The organism is Granulicella paludicola, from assembly GCF_025685545.1.
GTDB lineage: Bacteria > Acidobacteriota > Terriglobia > Terriglobales > Acidobacteriaceae > Granulicella > Granulicella paludicola.
The window spans coordinates 745,153-760,908 of sequence record NZ_JAGSYC010000026.1 but is presented as its reverse complement, the minus strand read 5'-3'; the positions used below and the strand labels follow the sequence as shown (position 1 = coordinate 760,908).

General features: G+C 59.9%; 15 protein-coding genes. 6 read left to right on the top strand and 9 right to left on the bottom strand.

The window, feature by feature from the left end; all coding sequences use genetic code 11:
* Window positions 1-3: 3 nt before the first annotated feature.
* Window positions 4-966, top strand: coding sequence for an FAD:protein FMN transferase (locus OHL14_RS18830; protein WP_263380921.1), 963 nt, complete (start codon window positions 4-6; stop codon window positions 964-966).
* 32 nt (window positions 967-998) lie between these two features.
* Window positions 999-2,252, top strand: coding sequence for a Gfo/Idh/MocA family protein (locus OHL14_RS18825; protein WP_263380920.1), 1,254 nt, complete (start codon window positions 999-1,001; stop codon window positions 2,250-2,252).
* A 327-nt stretch (window positions 2,253-2,579) separates the two neighbouring features.
* On the opposite strand, the gene OHL14_RS18820 is transcribed toward OHL14_RS18825, so the two are convergent.
* From OHL14_RS18820 to OHL14_RS18810, 3 genes are all read right to left on the bottom strand, one after another.
* Entirely contained in the window at window positions 2,580-3,326 is a 747-nt protein-coding gene (locus tag OHL14_RS18820; RefSeq protein WP_263380919.1) for a YqjF family protein, read from the bottom strand.
* 152 nt (window positions 3,327-3,478) lie between these two features.
* Window positions 3,479-4,309: a tRNA glutamyl-Q(34) synthetase GluQRS gene (gene gluQRS / locus OHL14_RS18815; RefSeq protein ID WP_263380918.1), complete on the bottom strand. Its 831-nt coding sequence runs from the start codon at window positions 4,307-4,309 to the stop codon at window positions 3,479-3,481.
* Window positions 4,310-4,384: 75 nt separating this feature from the next.
* Window positions 4,385-4,726, bottom strand: coding sequence for a hypothetical protein (locus tag OHL14_RS18810; RefSeq protein WP_263380917.1), 342 nt, complete (start codon window positions 4,724-4,726; stop codon window positions 4,385-4,387).
* Between the two features lie 234 nt (window positions 4,727-4,960).
* Here OHL14_RS18810 and OHL14_RS18805 point away from each other — a divergent pair, with 234 nt between their 5' ends.
* Both OHL14_RS18805 and OHL14_RS18800 read left to right on the top strand, forming a co-directional pair.
* Window positions 4,961-7,867: an ATP-dependent helicase gene (locus OHL14_RS18805; RefSeq protein ID WP_396271420.1), complete on the top strand. Its 2,907-nt coding sequence runs from the start codon at window positions 4,961-4,963 to the stop codon at window positions 7,865-7,867.
* Between the two features lie 38 nt (window positions 7,868-7,905).
* Complete coding sequence (locus OHL14_RS18800; RefSeq protein WP_263380916.1) at window positions 7,906-8,061, top strand: hypothetical protein; 156 nt, start codon at window positions 7,906-7,908, stop codon at window positions 8,059-8,061.
* Window positions 8,062-8,142: 81 nt separating this feature from the next.
* On the opposite strand, the gene OHL14_RS18795 is transcribed toward OHL14_RS18800, so the two are convergent.
* The gene (locus tag OHL14_RS18795) at window positions 8,143-8,400 is read right to left on the bottom strand and encodes a hypothetical protein (protein ID WP_263380915.1); all 258 of its coding nucleotides are present in this window, start codon (window positions 8,398-8,400) and stop codon (window positions 8,143-8,145) included.
* A gap of 172 nt (window positions 8,401-8,572) precedes the next feature.
* Between OHL14_RS18795 and OHL14_RS18790 the strand changes: the two genes are divergently transcribed.
* The gene (locus tag OHL14_RS18790) at window positions 8,573-10,081 is read left to right on the top strand and encodes an amino acid permease (protein WP_263381157.1); all 1,509 of its coding nucleotides are present in this window, start codon (window positions 8,573-8,575) and stop codon (window positions 10,079-10,081) included.
* A 150-nt stretch (window positions 10,082-10,231) separates the two neighbouring features.
* Here the strand turns inward: OHL14_RS18790 and OHL14_RS18785 are convergent, their stop codons facing one another.
* Window positions 10,232-10,432 (bottom strand): hypothetical protein, encoded by a 201-nt coding sequence (locus tag OHL14_RS18785; RefSeq protein ID WP_263380914.1) that lies wholly within the window; start codon window positions 10,430-10,432, stop codon window positions 10,232-10,234.
* A 229-nt stretch (window positions 10,433-10,661) separates the two neighbouring features.
* Here OHL14_RS18785 and OHL14_RS18780 point away from each other — a divergent pair, with 229 nt between their 5' ends.
* Complete coding sequence (locus OHL14_RS18780) at window positions 10,662-11,648, top strand: transaldolase (RefSeq protein ID WP_263380913.1); 987 nt, start codon at window positions 10,662-10,664, stop codon at window positions 11,646-11,648.
* 66 nt (window positions 11,649-11,714) lie between these two features.
* Here OHL14_RS18780 and OHL14_RS18775 read toward each other — a convergent pair whose 3' ends face one another.
* From OHL14_RS18775 to hslV, 4 genes are read right to left on the bottom strand one after another with little or no spacing between them, the layout of a single operon-like run.
* A complete protein-coding gene (locus tag OHL14_RS18775) occupies window positions 11,715-13,274 on the bottom strand; it encodes a glycosyltransferase 87 family protein (RefSeq protein ID WP_263380912.1) in 1,560 nt (519 codons plus the stop codon).
* A gap of 30 nt (window positions 13,275-13,304) precedes the next feature.
* Window positions 13,305-13,430, bottom strand: a complete 126-nt coding sequence (locus OHL14_RS18770) for a TetR family transcriptional regulator C-terminal domain-containing protein (protein ID WP_263380911.1) — start codon at window positions 13,428-13,430, stop codon at window positions 13,305-13,307.
* 31 nt (window positions 13,431-13,461) lie between these two features.
* Window positions 13,462-15,105: an ATP-dependent protease ATPase subunit HslU gene (gene hslU / locus OHL14_RS18765; protein WP_263380910.1), complete on the bottom strand. Its 1,644-nt coding sequence runs from the start codon at window positions 15,103-15,105 to the stop codon at window positions 13,462-13,464.
* Window positions 15,106-15,732 carry an ATP-dependent protease subunit HslV gene (hslV, locus tag OHL14_RS18760; protein WP_263380909.1) on the bottom strand — a complete coding sequence of 209 codons (627 nt, stop codon included), beginning with the start codon at window positions 15,730-15,732 and terminating at the stop codon, window positions 15,106-15,108. It abuts the gene before it with no gap.
* Window positions 15,733-15,756 lie beyond the last annotated feature (24 nt).

Here is a 15,756-nt window from a genome sequence, read left to right as displayed (position 1 = left end):
CTGTTGGCGCTGAGCACGTCAGCCTATGCCCAAAGCAAGTTCGTCCAGAGCCATTCCGCGATGGGGACGATCTACAGCATCGAGCTGTACGCCAACGATGCTGCCAGCGCCGACCATGCGATGCAGGATGCGTTCGACGAGATTGACCGCGTAGACGATCTGCTGAGCAACTATAAGCCGTCGAGCGAACTATCGCGCATCAATCGCGAAGCTCCTCTTACGCCGGTGACTACCGATCCTGAGACCTTCGCCTTCCTGCAACGGTCGATGGATTGGAGCCGCGCCTCTGAAGGCGCATTCGATATCACCGTGGGCCCGCTGCTGCGCGCGTGGGGGTTCTTTTTCCACGCCGGCCATGTTCCCGATGAATCAAGACTTGCCACTGAGCGTGAGCGTGTCGGCTGGCAGCATGTGATGCTCGACGCACGCGTTCGTTCCGTTGCGTTCGCTGACCACCGAGAGATGGAGCTGGACCCGGGCAGCATCGGCAAAGGCTTTGCCGTGGATCGCGTGGTGACGCTGCTGCGCGCAGACGGCGTGATGGCAGCGCTGATCTCCGCTGGCGGAAGCACGGTATATGCGCTCGGGGCGCCGCCGGGAACCGATGGCTGGCCTGTCATCGTGCGCGATCCGCGTGATGGCCGCGGCAAGGCGGAAACACTTCTACTGAAGGACACGTCGCTATCGACCGGAGCCTGCACTGAGAAGTACTTCATCCAGAATGGCCATCGTTACTGCCACATCTTCAATCCGAAGACCGGACGACCGATGGAGGATGTGCTGCAGTCAAGCGTGATCGACCCGAGCGCGACCGACAGCGATGCGCTTTCGACCGTCGTCTTCGTCATGGAGCCGAAGGCGGCGAAGCGGCTGCTCGCGGACCGCCCTCAGACCGAGTTTCTCGTTCTGCGTGCCAGCGGAGCGTGCGACAGCTTACACTGGCGTGGCGCAATTTGTCGCAAGTAAGAACGAAATCAAACCGGGAAGGTTTCACACTCATGGATCGTCGTCTTTTCTTGCAGGGTTTGTCAGCCAGCGCGGTGGCCGCTGGTGTTCTTCCCGTTACGGCAGCGGCAGCCGAAGCGCAGGAGCGTTCCGAGGCCGATGTGGCGAAGCAGATCGCGGCTAGCAAGGACAGTTCGCCTGTACGTATAGGCATCATCGGTCCGGGCAGCCGCGGCAAGGAGCTGGTGCGCAACCTGCTGCGCGTTCCGGGAGTCAAGATCGCCGCGGCGGCGGATGTGTACGAGCCGCGGTTCGCGCAGCTCAACGAGCTTTGCGGCTACGAAGTCGCGGCTCACAAGGACTTCCGCGCTCTGATCGATCGCAAAGACCTGGATGCCATCGTGGTGGCTACTCCGCTGGGACTTCATGCCACGCAGGTGCTGCCTGCGCTGAAGAGCGGCCGGCATGTCTATGGCGAAAAAACGATGGCCTATACCGTTGAAGAGGCGCGGGCGATTCGCGAAGCTTCTGGCAGCAAGGCGCTGTATCAGGTTGGGCATCAGTATCGCTATTCGCCGTGGATACGCGCTGCCATTGCGCGCGTGCAGGCGGGCGAGATTGGCGATGTAACGCATATTGCGGGCTACTGGTTCCGCAACAACGACTGGCGCAGGCCTGTTCCGGCCGATGATCCTGGCGGCAAGCTCGAGCACCTGATCAATTGGCGGCTTTACAACCAGTGGTCGCTTGGATTGATTGCTGAGCTTGGCTCGCATCACATGGATATTGCGAACTGGATCTTTGGCGCGAATCCGACCGCGGCGATGGGCAGCGGTTCGATCTGCCGTTATCACGATGGGCGCGAAACCGACGACAATGTGCAGGTCGTACTTTCGTATCCGCAGGGCAAGAGATTCATCTTCACCTCAACGACGGACAACGCGAAGATGGGCGATCAACTTTGGGTTTACGGCTCGAAGGGGTCGTTGAACCTGACGCTGGAGGACGCGACGTTCTTCTACGAACCAGCGAAGGTGAAACGTGTTGCAACCGGCGTCGAAAAGGGCGTGACGACGAGTGCTTCGTATCAGGCTGGCGGTGAGATGCCGTATCGCGGACCGGGAAAACCGGTGGAGTTGAAAGACCCGGAGGATGCGACGACGATTGCGATTCGTGCGTTTATCCATTGCGTTCGTACAGGCGATCGGCCGATTGCGGACGCGGAGGTCGGTTATGGATCGGCGCTCTGCGTGGTGCAAGCGGACAAGGCGCGGCGGGAGCGGCGTGAGGTGGAGGTTCCTGCCTAGCCCCCCTCCCCCCCATACTTTGGATCCAAAGTATTCAAAGATTGGGAGTTAAGTCTGCTTTTTGTGTTGCGAAGTCTGGTCGGTATAAGAAAGGCTGCAACGGCTGGTGCAGATGCAGCTTTTTTGTCATCTCTTATTTAATTATAGCGAGTTGGAGAGGGCAAACATGCAAGATTTATCTCTCATAGAATGATAGGCTTACGCGGTTATGGGGCTTGACAGGTTTTCGCGTTTGGAGGGGCGATCCCTCAGGGGCTAAAGCCCGGTTTCATGGCGATTCGCAGTGTCTGGGCTGAAGCAAAGACCAAGACGACAGCCAATCCGCCTTCAGGCCGGGATCGGGTTGCCTTTGCGGACGGCGATGGGGGACCCTTCGGCGAGTAAGACGTTGTCGGGTTGGCGCTGGCTGAGTCCGGCGAAGGCCTTGCCGTAGAGGGCGGCGAAGTCTGCCGCGACCTGCACGGCATGGATGGGGTAGAGCTGCCAGCGGGGGTGCTCGACGCCGTACTCGCTGGTGCTGCCGTTCGCCTGTTTGGTGTATCCCCAATAGTGCTCGGTGAGGAACTCTTCGACGCTGCCTGGTGCGATGGGTTCTGTCTGCGGCGCAGCCTGCACGGCCAGGTGTTGCCATTTTCTTTTGCTTGCCCCGGTGTGGGGCAGTCGCCAACTATAGCTGATGTCGAGATCGCGGCCGGAGGCTTCGGGGACGCGCCAAATATGGCTGGTGGCGGCAGTCTCGTAGCTTTCGCCGTAGAAGGTGCGAGCGATGAAGGTGATGGCTGGCTTGGGGACAATCTCGCTGATGAAGACGACGCCGCGGCGAAGCGCGCCATCGGGCATGATGCGGCGGACGTAGAAGCGGAGGTTGACCTCTTCAAACCGGGTATGAAACGGGATGGGCACACCCTTCAGCCGGACGCGGTCGAAGAGAAATCCGACGAGCGAGACATAGCATTGACCTTCAAAGAGATCGAGCTCGACCCCGCGCGGAAGCCATGGGGTGAGGACCGCGGGTTCAACGGCGTATTGCGCCATGATGAGCTTGCGCCATTCGGCGGTGAGGAAGGTAGACATAAGCGTAAGGATGCCGCTGAGAGGAGTATGGGCTGTGGGTAGGGGAATTGCAAAGTTGCAGAGGCGAGAGTCCCCGGGGCTGAGTGGGAATGTCTGGGCTGAAGCCCAGACCTATCCAGAAGCAACGGCAACAGCAATGGCGACAGCTGCAGCTATAGCTCCAGTCGCGCGCGTAGCTCGGCTACGGAGATACCGCTGAGGCGCAGGGTGCGCAGACTCAGTGCGTCGTGGCGCTTGGCTAGGCGGATGCCGTTGTCGTCGCGCATGAGTTCGCAATGAAAGTATTGCGGCGTGGTAAGGCCGAGGGCACGCTGCAGCAGGAGCTGTCGCGCGGTCGACTTCAAGAGGTCGCGGCCACGCACGACCTCGGTGATATGCATGGCTGCATCGTCGACAACGCAGGCGAGCTGGTAGCTGGGCAGGCCATCCTTGCGCCAGACGAGGAAGTCACCGAAGTCACTGCGCTCTACCGCACAGCCACAGATGAACCGCTGTGGTCCGGCGGCGAGATCCACGAACTCCACGGGTTCGTCATCGTTCACGCGGAAGCGATAGTTAGCGTTCTCTTCGAGGAGGTGCGCTGGATCGGCGACGCGGCAGCGACCGTTGTAGACGGGCTCATCGTCGGAGTCCTCATGCGGAGCGGCCATCGCCGAGAGTAGATCTTTGCGGCTGCAGGAGCACTTATACACGCGACCCGCAGCGACCAGCTGCTGCATCGCAGTACGGTACGCGGGCAGGCGATCGCTCTGGCGCATCTCCTGCTGCCAGGTGATGCCGAGCCAATGCAGGTCTTCTCGCATGGCGACAGCGTACTCGGCACGCGCGCGCTGCAGGTCGAGGTCCTCATCGCGCAACCAGAGTTTGCCGCCGGCTGCATGGGCGCGTTGCTGAGCAATAAGGAAGGTGCGCGCATGGCCGAGATGCAGCAGCCCCGTGGGAGAGGGAGCAAGTCTGCCAACGTATTTGGAAGAGGTAGTCAACGTAAGAAGGAACACAACGGAGACATCCGTTGTGTTCCTTTTACATTATCGAGTGCGCTGTCGGCTGCGAAGGATTTACTTGAGGCCGAGTGTTCCCTGGTCCATCATCGGATCGACAGTGGAAAGCACTTCGCCTTCGCTGTGGCCTGCGCACTGCGCGGTGGCGACGATCTTATCGCCAGCGGCGAGCTTGACGGTCTGCGGCTTGCCGGGGAGCAGGGTGAGTTCCTTATCGCCAGCCTTTACGGTGATGTTGGCTGAGGTGTCGTTGCGCAGGTTGAGGGTCACCATGTGTACCTTGCCGAAGAAGGCATGGACAGGCAAATGCACGGATGCGGCGGGTGCTGCGAAGACGGTTGTTGGAACACAGATCGAGGCTGCCATGGCGAGGGTGGTCACTACCGAATGAAATTTCATCACGTTCTCCTATATCGATACATCTGATTTGGAACTTGCTCTCCGCCATGGATTCAGAGAACTCGTTGCAATGATGTCTACGCGAGCGTGATCGGATTGGTTCCGTGAATCGAGAAGTTTTTTTGCAAAGAGTTGCGAAAAGTTTGCGCGTGAATTTCTCTTCAACAAAGCTCACCCTTAGCAATCCACATCGTCGTTCGGCATGCCATGTGCATGCGCGGATAGAATAGAGAGGTGCCTGATCTTCTCGCCAACATGAACCCGCAGCAGCGCGAAGGCATTGTGTCCGTCGATGGCGCTGTACTGTTGCTTGCAGGCGCAGGCTCCGGCAAGACCCGGGTGATTACGCATCGCATTGCCTACCTGATTGAAGAGCGCGGCGTCTCTGCCGACAGTATTCTCGCGGTGACCTTTACCAATAAGGCTGCGAAGGAGATGGGCGAGCGCGTGGAGAAGATCCTCGGCCATGGCTCACTCGCTCGGCCGACCATCGCGACCTTCCACAGCTTCTGCGTGCGCTCGCTGCGTCGCGACATTGAGACGCTGCGCGTGGGCAACGTTGGGCTGACACGGACCTTCGCGATCTATGACGAGAACGACCAGCAGGCTGTCGTAAAGACAGCGCTGAAGCGACTCGGCATCGATGACAAGAGCCTGAAGCCGCGCGTCGCGCTGGGCAGGATCAGCTGGGCGAAGAACCACATGATCGATCCGCAGGAGTACTTCCTGGCTTCGACGAATCCGATGGAAGAGAAGATCGCGCACATCTTCGAGATCTACAAGAAGGAGCTTGCGAAGGCGAACGCTCTCGACTTTGACGATCTCTTGCTGGAGACGGTGCGGCTACTGAAGTCCTCCGCTGAAGTGCGCGAGCGGTATAACCGCAAGTACAAGTACCTGCTGATCGACGAGTATCAGGACACGAACCGGCCGCAGTACGAGCTGATGAAGCTGCTCGGCAAGCATGGCAATGTGTGTGTGGTGGGCGATGAAGATCAGTCGATCTATAGCTGGCGCGGGGCGGACATCAAGAACATTCTCGACTTCGAGAACGACTTCCAGAACGCGAAAACGATCCGGCTGGAACAGAACTATCGCAGCACGCAGATCATTCTCGAAGGCGCGAGCGCGGTGGTGGCGCAGAATACGCAGCGCAAGGGCAAGAACCTGTGGACAGCGCGCGAGGGTGGATCACTCATTGGTTTTTATGAAGGCGCTGATGGCGAGAGCGAGGCGCTGTTTATTGCCGACCGCGTGCAGCAGTATCTGCGTGAGGCTGCGGCGGGCACGGATAATCCTGTTGAGTCGCCGCGGTGCGCTGTGCTGTATCGCACGAACTCGCAGTCGCGATTGGTGGAAGAGGCGCTGCGGCGATATCACATTCAGTACCACATGGTGGGCGGGTTCAGCTTCTACGACCGCGCTGAGGTGAAGGATATGCTCAGCTACCTGAAGCTGGTGCAGAATCCGCATGACTCGGTTGCGCTGGGACGGGTGGTGAACTCGCCGCCGCGTGGCATCGGCAAGACGACGATGGATACGTTGGAGCGCATGGCGCTGACCACAGGGCTAAGCACCTGGGACGTGATCGAGCGCGCGATTGCAGACAAGTTGCTGCCGACCCGCACGCTGACGGCGCTGGGGAACTTCCGCAAGCTGATCTCCGATGCTCGCGCCATGCTAGGCACGCAGCTGGGCGAGCAGGACTTTGCTGCGAAGCTGGCGGCGGATGTGGCTGCGGAGAATCTGGTGGAGTTTTCGGGGGCTTCAGACGCGGATGAGGGTGGCTATCTTGATTCGCTGGCTGCTTCGGCGGAGGAAGCTACCAACTTCGACTTCGGCTTTGCGACGGAAGAGCCTGCGGCACCTGCCACCGCCAACGACGCGAACTCGAGCTTCGATACAAGCTTCAACTTCGGCTTCGACTTTGGGCCGAGTGAGGAGATCAGCACGATTGCTGCGGAGAATGCCGCCGCCGAAACGGAGCCGGACGCGGCGAGCTTCAATCCTTTCGCGCCGGTTCCGCTGAAACAATCTGCGGCGGACAAGATTCGCGAGCAGAACGAGGCGAAGCTGAAGCGCATTGTTGCGGCGCAGGATGGTGGTCACGAAACAGCGAATGAGGTGGACGCTACGGCGTTTCGCAAGCCGGGTGATCCGGCGACGCTGCCTGAGCTGATCAAATTTTTGAACGACCGCTCGGGGTACATCCGCGCGCTCGAAGACGAGGCTACGCCTGAGTCTTTTTCGCGCATCGAGAACTTGAAGGAACTTGCGAACGCGGCGCAGGATGCGACGTCGCGGGGAGAGACGCTGGCGGAGTTTCTGGACCACGCCGCACTGGTGTCGGATGCGGACAGCTATTCGGCTGAGGCGCGGGTGACGCTGATGACGCTTCATGCGGCGAAGGGGCTGGAGTTTCCGCTGGTTTTCCTCGCGGGCATGGAGGAGGGGCTGTTTCCGCACTCCCGCTCCATCCAGGATCCCACGCAGATGGAGGAGGAGCGGCGGCTCTGCTATGTGGGGATGACGCGCGCGATGGATACGCTGGTGATGACACGGGCTCGCTATCGTCGACGCTACGGCAATGATATGCCGGAGGCTTCGGTCGCGTCACGGTTCTTGGAAGAGGTGCCGAGCCGGCTGATCGAGGACCTGACGCCGCCGGGCTATGGGGGCAGCAGCTTCAGCGGCAGCTCGTATTCCACACCTTACCCACAGCGGGGTGGTTTCCGTGGAAAGAGCGGCGGCGACGAGTATTCGAACGACTCCGGGTATGACTATTCCAGCGAGAGCCAGGACTCTTCTTCCAGTTCCAGCCGGAGTTATGCCGCGCAGCGGTATGGCAGCTCGAAGCCGCTATCGGGTATCCGGTCCGGCTCTGGACCGCTCGATAACACCGCTGCATTCTTCGGAAAAGGCGGTTCCGGTGGCTTCAAGGGGCGTCCTCGCATGGACATATCCGCACCTACGGGCAAGACCGGCATGGGCAAAGGAATCCGGGTTCGGCATCCCAAATACGGCGAAGGGATCATCTTCGCTCGCGAAGGGGACGGCGACGATGCCAAGATTACAGTACAATTTAGTAGTCACGGGATGAAGAAGCTGGTGGAGAAGTTCGCCCAGCTCGAGCGCCTGTAGGCGCATCCCCAACCCAAGTTTTGAAAGAGAACAACATCATGGCAAACACCAAGAGCATCACGGACAAGGCAGAGCGCAAGGCAGTGAAGCGCACAGCACGCAAGAAGGCAGCTCCCAAGGCTCCCCGCACCGGCGCACGCGGCGAGAACAAGCAGAAGCTCAAGAAGGCAGTGCGCGGTCAGTCGAAGCGCTAGTTCTTCAGTTCCAAATAGAAAGCCGGCGGGTTATCCTGCCGGCTTTCGAACGTCTAAACCACTCGAGCATCGCGCCAAGGTTTACTTCGTCTTGCGTTGTCGTGTCCCGGGACTGAAGACAATTACCAGCGAGTATCCCAGCGAAACCCCAACGCAGTTCAGCCAGAAGGCCTCTGACGTAAACGGCCTCTCCAAAGCGAAGCTCCACCCGAAATGATGGGCCAGCACATGCAACAGCGGTTGTACGATCGCCATCACCAGGAACATAAATACAAAGTTCTTCGTGTAGCGCGCGGGAAAGCTGCCACGCATCAGCCACTGGACTAGCTTTGGGTTCATCGCTCGACTCCTCTGACAAATCTAGTGCAGACGACCAGTCCCTGAACAGTGCTCTCTGCGCTGACCTTACCCGACGACCCAAGGCCTTACAATCATCACAAACCGGTAAATCCCCGACGAGGACCCAGCCCTGGCCCGCCAAATCTTTGCCACCAAGTCCATCGACAAGCTCATCTCTGACTCCGAGCGTCCTGAGCATGCGCTCAAAAAGACCCTCGGTCCTGTTTCGCTCACCGCCCTCGGCATTGGAGCCGTCATCGGTTCGGGCATCTTCACCGTCATCGGCACGGCAATAGGCGGAAATCCGTCGAAGACGGCGTCATGGGCAGCCTCGCCCATCATCGACCTCATCCTGCACCATGGCGCCGTCGCGGGCCGTCCGGGAGCGGGTCCGGCTCTCGCGCTGTCGCTCGTCCTCGTCGCCATCGTCTGCGGGCTCACAGGCCTCTGTTATGCCGAGCTCTCCAGCATGATCCCCATCGCCGGCTCGGCTTACACGTACACCTACGCCACCATGGGCGAGCTGATCGCCTGGATTATCGGCTGGGATCTCATCCTCGAGTACGCGTTCTCCAACATGAGCGTCAGCGTGGGATTTGCGGCGCATATTGTGGATCTGCTGGATTGGCTCAATATCCACCTTGATCCCAAGTGGCTGTCTCCCGCGTATCTGCCGCTCGGATTGCAGGACCTTTCGGGCAAGGTCGACATCTTTCCCGCGGGCTGGCACTTCGGCTTCGACATCCCGGCGTTCATCATCGTGTTGCTGTTGACAGTGGTTCTGGTGCGAGGCATTCGGGAGTCGGCGCGGACGAACAACATCATGGTGCTGGTGAAGATCGCGGCGATCCTGGTCTTCATCTTCTTCGGGCTCAGCTTTATTCATCCAGGCAATTACCATCCGTTCTCGCCGAATGGCTTTTCGGGAGTTCTCGCGGGCGGAAGCATCATCTTCTTCACGTATATCGGCTTCGATTCGGTCTCGACGGCAAGCGAGGAGTGCAAGAACCCCCGGCGCGATGTGCCGATCGGGATCATTGCCACGCTGGTGGTATGCACAATCCTCTACATTGGCGTGGCGGCAGTGCTGACGGGCATGGTTCCGTGGCAGTCGATTGCGGGCGATGGGGCGCCTGTTGTAGATGCACTGAAGCGGGTATCGCTGCAGCCGGGAGCGCATCGGCTGCACTATGTGCGGCTGTTCGTGCTGCTGGGAGCGATCGTCGGGATGATCTCGTCGATCCTGGTGTTTCAGCTGGGACAGGCGCGGGTATGGTTCTCGATGTCGAGAGACCGTCTGCTGCCGGATGTGTTCAGCAAGGTGCATCCGAAGTTTCGGACGCCCGCGTTTGCGACGTGGGTTGCGGGAGTTCTGGTGGCGATACCTTCGGGGTTGTTCGATGTCGGAACGTTTGCGGAGATGTCGAACATCGGAACGCTGTTTGCGTTCGTGCTGGTTTCGATCGGCGTGATTGTGCTGCGGGTGAAGGACCCGAAGCGGCATCGCGGCTTCCGCGTTCCCGGCGGGCCGGTAATTCCGGTGCTCAGCACGTTCTTCTGCGTGCTGCTGATGGCGGGGCTGCCGGCGATCACGTGGGTCCGGTTCTTTGTGTGGCTGGTGATCGGTCTATTCGTGTACTACTTCTATTCGAGGAAGCGGAGCGAGTTTTATAAGGGGTAGTCTGACGACATCGGTCGCGACGCCGATTCTGGATCGCTTTCCTGAGTAAGGAAGGTATCTCCCGGAGGGCGGAAGCCCGATCTCGAGATGGATTGGAAGTGTCTGGGCTACAGCCCAGACCTATCCAGAGGCAACAGCAGAAGCGACAGCCTAGGTCTGTGGGTGCGGTACCGACGATAGATCGAGCGAGAGCACGTATACCGTCAGAGCGACCGCGATGCAGATCACGCCTACCCAGAACTTCCAGTCCTTGTGTGCACGCTTCCAGTAGGGCTGCTGTTGTTCATGGGGAGCCACGGGCCCGGTCTGGGCGTGGCTGTGGGTGGGTGAATGTCCTTCGTGCTCTGCCATGGTGCGTAGTCTCCTGTGGTTGCGACTTCTCGGTTGGATGCAAACCACGCTCGCGCGCGTCGATCTCTCTTTGTTTTCGAGCAGATAGAAAGAAGACAGGACAGCTCATCTCGTGAGGCAGCGGAGGCGCATCCGATCTTTAACGGCCAAAAACCGGGCGCGACTATAATAATGATCGTCGCGTCTAGTTCGCGCCCATTCAGCCTCAGACAAAGTTTAGGAGCCTCCCATGGCGAATCTTCTCGATCAGCTCAAGTCCTTCACGACCGTCGTCTCCGATACCGGCGACATTAATGCCATTAAGCAGTACAAGCCCACGGACGCGACGACCAACCCGTCTCTGATCGCCGCAGCAGCCCAGATGCCCGAGTATCAGCAGATCGTCGATGACTGCCTGAAGACAGCGCGCGAAGAGGTGGGAGCCGCCGCCAGCGACGAACAGGTCGCTGCAGCCGCCTTCAAGACGCTGGCAGTGGCCTTCGGCAGGAAGATCCTCGAGATCGTCCCCGGTCGTGTGTCCACCGAGGTCGATGCTCGCCTTAGCTTCGACACCGACAAGAGCCTCGAAGCCGCACGCGACATCATCAAGCAGTACAACGCTGCTGGCATCTCGAACGACCGCGTTCTGATCAAGCTGGCTTCCACCTGGGAGGGCATCAAGGCTGCCGAGATCCTGGAGAAGGAAGGCATCCACTGCAACCTGACCCTGTTGTTCGGTCTGCACCAGGCGATTGCCTGCGCCGAGGCGAAGGTCACGCTGATCTCGCCGTTCGTCGGTCGTATTCTAGACTGGTACAAGAAGGACACGGGCAAGGATTACGAAGGCGCAGAAGATCCTGGCGTGCAGTCGGTAACGCAGATCTTCTACTACTACAAGAAGTTCGGTTACAAGACGCAGGTAATGGGAGCGAGCTTCCGCAATACTGGAGAGATCAAGGAGCTTGCCGGCTGCGACCTGCTGACCATCGCTCCCAAGCTGCTCTCTGAGCTGCAGACGACCGAGGGCACTCTTGAGCTGAAGCTCGACAAGAGCAAGGCGGCCGCCCTGGACATCCAGAAGATTCCCATGGACAAGGCCACCTTCGACGACATGCATGCCAAGGACAAGATGGCGAAGGACAAGCTGCAGGAAGGCATCGACGGCTTCTCCAAGGCGCTCGAAGACCTCGAGAAGCTACTTGCGAAGCGAGTGGCTGACCTCAATGTTCCTGCCTAAGAACAAGTCATACGAGGAAAGCGAAACGGCGAGCCACATCGGCTCGCCGTTTCGCTTTCGATGAAGCTACTTCTCGCAGCCTGTACGCGACTCCACGCTATCTTCGCGCATGACTGTCTTGACCTCGGCTGAACCACAGGGCAGCAGAAACCACTGCGGCTCGCTGGTCAGATAGCGATAGTTCGCCAGCCCTGTCGAGATCTGCAGCGGGTATTGCTTTTCAAAGCCCCAGCTCGTGTCCTTCGTCTCCAGCGCGTCGACGACCACGGCGGAGTAGCGATGGGAGGCCATTGCAGCATTCAGCTGTGCGCGGAGATCAGCGCTCGTGCTTCCCAGTTTTGCGTCGAGCACCGCGCCCAGAGCCTCGCCTTCGGCATGAGGCTGCTTGCCTGCGAGGATTGCGTCGTAACTATGGTTGAGCACGTAGACGTCGCCCGACAAGGCGCGCACGCGCTGCACAAACGCCTGCGATCGCTGTACGGCGTCGGCAGGAGGAACGAGCCGGCCGGGGTTGTAGATCATCGCCACCAGTTGCACGGCCACTGCAAGCAGGACAGCCAGATGCAGCCGCGGTTGGGCTGCGGAAACATCCATGAGCCGCGCGATAGCAATACCGAAGAGCACAGCGGTCCAAGCGTACACCGGCATCACGGAGTTCATGCTGGCGCCGCGGTGTGCCTCGACAAACCAGATGCCGACGAACAACGCAAACGACACGAAGAGAAAGAACATCGCCCGCTCCAGCCGTATACGAGTCGTTACTACCGCGGCCACAATCAGCGCCCAGGCCGCCGCCATCGGCCCGAGCAGCAGCAGCGGCACGAACAATACGGCCTGCCGGAGGACAAGTGGCAGACCGCGCACCACGCCGAAGATATAAAAGCCATACCAGCCGCCGGTAGCATGGTTCAGCCACGCTACGCTGGCCGCCAGGACGATGCCAAAGGTGAGCATGGCCGCGAACATGCGCTTCGGTCGCGGCCACTCCGCCAGCAGAATGAGAAACGCCAGCGGGAGGACTGTCTGCTTGGTCTGGAACACAAGCACCCACACGAGTGCCGCCACCACCGGATAGCCACGGCGCTGCAGCAGCAAAGCCAACAGCAGCAGGAAGACGAAGAGCGAATCGACGCGGCCGATATCGAAGAAGCCACCGACAGCCGCGTAGCTTGCAAGGTACAGGCCAACTGCAGCCACTGCGGCGATGCGCCGCGGCGTCTCCGACCGCACCAGAGCATAGATAGCGCCGCCACTACCCAGCGTACTGAGCGTCGAGACGAGCCTCATCGCGAGATAGCCATGCTCCGCAACGCCAACCAGCTTTGTGATGGCAGCCGATACATACAGATACAACGGCGCGTAGAGGTACGGCACATAGTCCAACGTAGGTGCGACATACAGCGCCTGCCCATGAACGATTCGCAGTACCGAAACCAGGATGCCGCTTTCTATCCATTCCAGCTCAAAGGGATACAGCATTCGCTTGACCGCCGCCCACAGAAAGAGGCCCGCAAAGAGGATTGCCAGAGCGGCGACCAGTGCCTTCGCGGCACGCAACGTGCGCGGCGCTGCCGTCGCTGCCCACAGACGCTCCTGTCCCTGCTGCAAGTACTGCCTCAACTGCATCGTAACCTCTCGAAGCAGTGTAGTCGCTCTCTACTGCGGATCATCCTCGTAGACCACTTTCAGCAGCTCGGCGGCCAGCTTGTGCATGGGCCGCAGCATCTTCGTCCGGCGCGACCCCTCAGAACGGTCGTATACCCAGAACAGGATGATCCCCATCTGATACAGGGCTACTCCCCTGTTCCCTGTCTCACAGAATGTAGCGGCTCAGATCCTGGTTCTTTACGATGCTCGCGACCTGTTTTTCTACGTAGGCGCGATCCACAATCAGCACCCGCTCGGTGGATAGCTCGCCGCCCACGGTGGTGATTTCACGCTCTGTGAGAGCGGGGACACCTTCAAATATTGCGCCCTGAGCCGGGGACTTGCCCATTTCAGGAGCGACGAAGCTTATCTCGTCGAGCACGCGCTCCATGATGGTATGGAGGCGACGTGCGCCGATATTTTCGGTCGTCTCATTGACTTCGAAGGCGAAGCGGGCCATCTCAGACAAGGCTTCCGGAGCGAACTCAAGGCGGAAGCCCTCGGTTTCGAGTAGAGCGACGGCCTGCTTGACCAGCGAGGCGCGGGGCTCGGTGAGGATGCGCAGGAAGTCGTCGACGGTGAGTGCCTTGAGCTCGACGCGGATGGGAAAACGTCCCTGCAGCTCCGGGATGAGATCGCTCGGTTTGGAGACGTGGAAGGCGCCTGCCGCGACAAAGAGGATGTGATCGGTCGCGACCATGCCGTACTTGGTGCTGACGGTGGTGCCTTCGACGATAGGCAGGATATCGCGCTGCACGCCTTCGCGGCTGATGTCCGGACCATGGCCGCCTTCGCGACCGGCGATCTTGTCGATCTCGTCGAGGAAGACGATACCGGAGTCCTGGACGCGCTCCACGGCGAGGCGGGTGACCTGGTCCATGTCCAGCAGGCGCGCCTCTTCCTCCTGCACGAGGTGGTCAAAGGCGTCGGCAACCTTCATCGGGCGACGGCGCATGCGCTGGCCGAACATGCCGGCGAGCATCTCCCGCAGACCGCCTTCGCGGCTGCCGTCTTTATCGCCGTCCCTGCCAGTGTCCTTACCGTTTTCCCGCCCACCGAAGTCCATGTCCTCCGGCACGTTGCTGATGATCTCGACCTGCGTCTGGCTGCGGTCGCGCGTTTCGAGTTCGACCATGCGATCGTCCAGCTTGCCTTCGCGAAACTGTACCAGCAGGCGCTCGCGCTCTTTCTGACGTTCGATATCGTTTGCCACTTTAGGAGCAGCGTCAATGGCGATAACTTTTTCGACCTCAAGTGGCGAGTCGACGGTCGATCCTTCGCTACTGCTTCCTGTTGCTTCGCCAGCGCTAACGGTCTTATCGTTCGCGATGCTGGGCTGCAAGGTTGCACCCTGCGCGAGCAGCAGCTCGATCAGCCGCTCTTCGGCCGCAAACTCGGCGCGGTCTTCGACTTCGTCCAGCTTTTCTTCGCGCACCATATCGATGGCGATCTCCACGAGGTCCCGGACGATGGATTCGACGTCGCGACCGACGTAGCCGACCTCGGTGAACTTCGACGCTTCGACCTTGAGGAACGGCGAGTTCGTGAGCTTGGCCAGCCGTCGCGCGATCTCGGTCTTGCCTACGCCGGTTGAGCCGATCATGAGGATGTTCTTGGGCATGATCTCGTCGGCCATCTCAGGCGGAAGGCGCTGGCGGCGGGTGCGATTGCGCAGCGCGATCGCGACGGCGCGCTTGGCCGCAGCCTGACCTACGACGTACTTATCCAGCTCTGCTACGATCTGGCGCGGCGTCATCTCTTCAAGCGCCAGCGCCTGGTCTTCAGCCGTTCCCGGCAGGTAAATCGCCATCTATACACTCACCTTCGGCTCTTCGCCGCGCAGCTCTTCCACCGTTATATGGGTGTTGGAGTAGATGCAAATTTCAGCAGCGATCTTCATACTGCGCTCCACGATTTCGCGCGCGGTAAATTGCGTGTTCTCGATAAGTGCTGTCGCTGCCGCCAGCGCATAGCTGCCGCCAGAACCGATCGTTGCCACGGCGCTGTCGCCAACGGCATCTGGCTCGATTACATCGCCATCGCCGCTCAGCAGGAACATCCGCTTTGTGTCAGCAACGATGAGCAAAGCCTGCAACTGGCGCAGAAGCTTATCGGTGCGCCACTCCTTGGCGAGTTCAACGGCAGACCGCTCGAGGTTGCCGCCATACTGCTCCAGCTTGGATTCGAACCGTGTAAACAGACTGAAGGCATCGGCGGTGGAGCCAGCGAATCCGGCAAGGATCTTCTCGTTGTACAGCCTGCGAATCTTCCTTGCAGAGTGTTTCATGACGGTCGCGCCCAGCGTAACCTGCCCATCGGCGGCCATGACCACGCTGTCTCCGCGCTTGACGCAGATGACTGTCGTCGACCGCACACGACGGCCATCGCTTAGATCCAAAGGGTGACCACCCGGCGCTCCAGCGCCCCTGTTCTTCATCGTTTTCTCCACGTATCTCTCCCT

Coding starts and splice junctions, on each gene's coding strand:
- OHL14_RS18795 (WP_263380915.1), bottom strand. CDS start 8,400: ATGAACCCAAAGCTAGTCCAGTGGCTGATGCGTGGCAGCTTTCCCGCG.
- OHL14_RS18770 (WP_263380911.1), bottom strand. CDS start 13,430: ATGGGGATCATCCTGTTCTGGGTATACGACCGTTCTGAGGGGTCGCGC.
- OHL14_RS18800 (WP_263380916.1), top strand. CDS start 7,906: ATGGCAAACACCAAGAGCATCACGGACAAGGCAGAGCGCAAGGCAGTG.
- hslU (WP_263380910.1), bottom strand. CDS start 15,105: ATGGCGATTTACCTGCCGGGAACGGCTGAAGACCAGGCGCTGGCGCTT.
- OHL14_RS18775 (WP_263380912.1), bottom strand. CDS start 13,274: ATGCAGTTGAGGCAGTACTTGCAGCAGGGACAGGAGCGTCTGTGGGCA.
- OHL14_RS18810 (WP_263380917.1), bottom strand. CDS start 4,726: ATGAAATTTCATTCGGTAGTGACCACCCTCGCCATGGCAGCCTCGATC.
- OHL14_RS18820 (WP_263380919.1), bottom strand. CDS start 3,326: ATGTCTACCTTCCTCACCGCCGAATGGCGCAAGCTCATCATGGCGCAA.
- OHL14_RS18785 (WP_263380914.1), bottom strand. CDS start 10,432: ATGGCAGAGCACGAAGGACATTCACCCACCCACAGCCACGCCCAGACC.
- OHL14_RS18825 (WP_263380920.1), top strand. CDS start 999: ATGGATCGTCGTCTTTTCTTGCAGGGTTTGTCAGCCAGCGCGGTGGCC.
- hslV (WP_263380909.1), bottom strand. CDS start 15,732: ATGAAGAACAGGGGCGCTGGAGCGCCGGGTGGTCACCCTTTGGATCTA.
- OHL14_RS18780 (WP_263380913.1), top strand. CDS start 10,662: ATGGCGAATCTTCTCGATCAGCTCAAGTCCTTCACGACCGTCGTCTCC.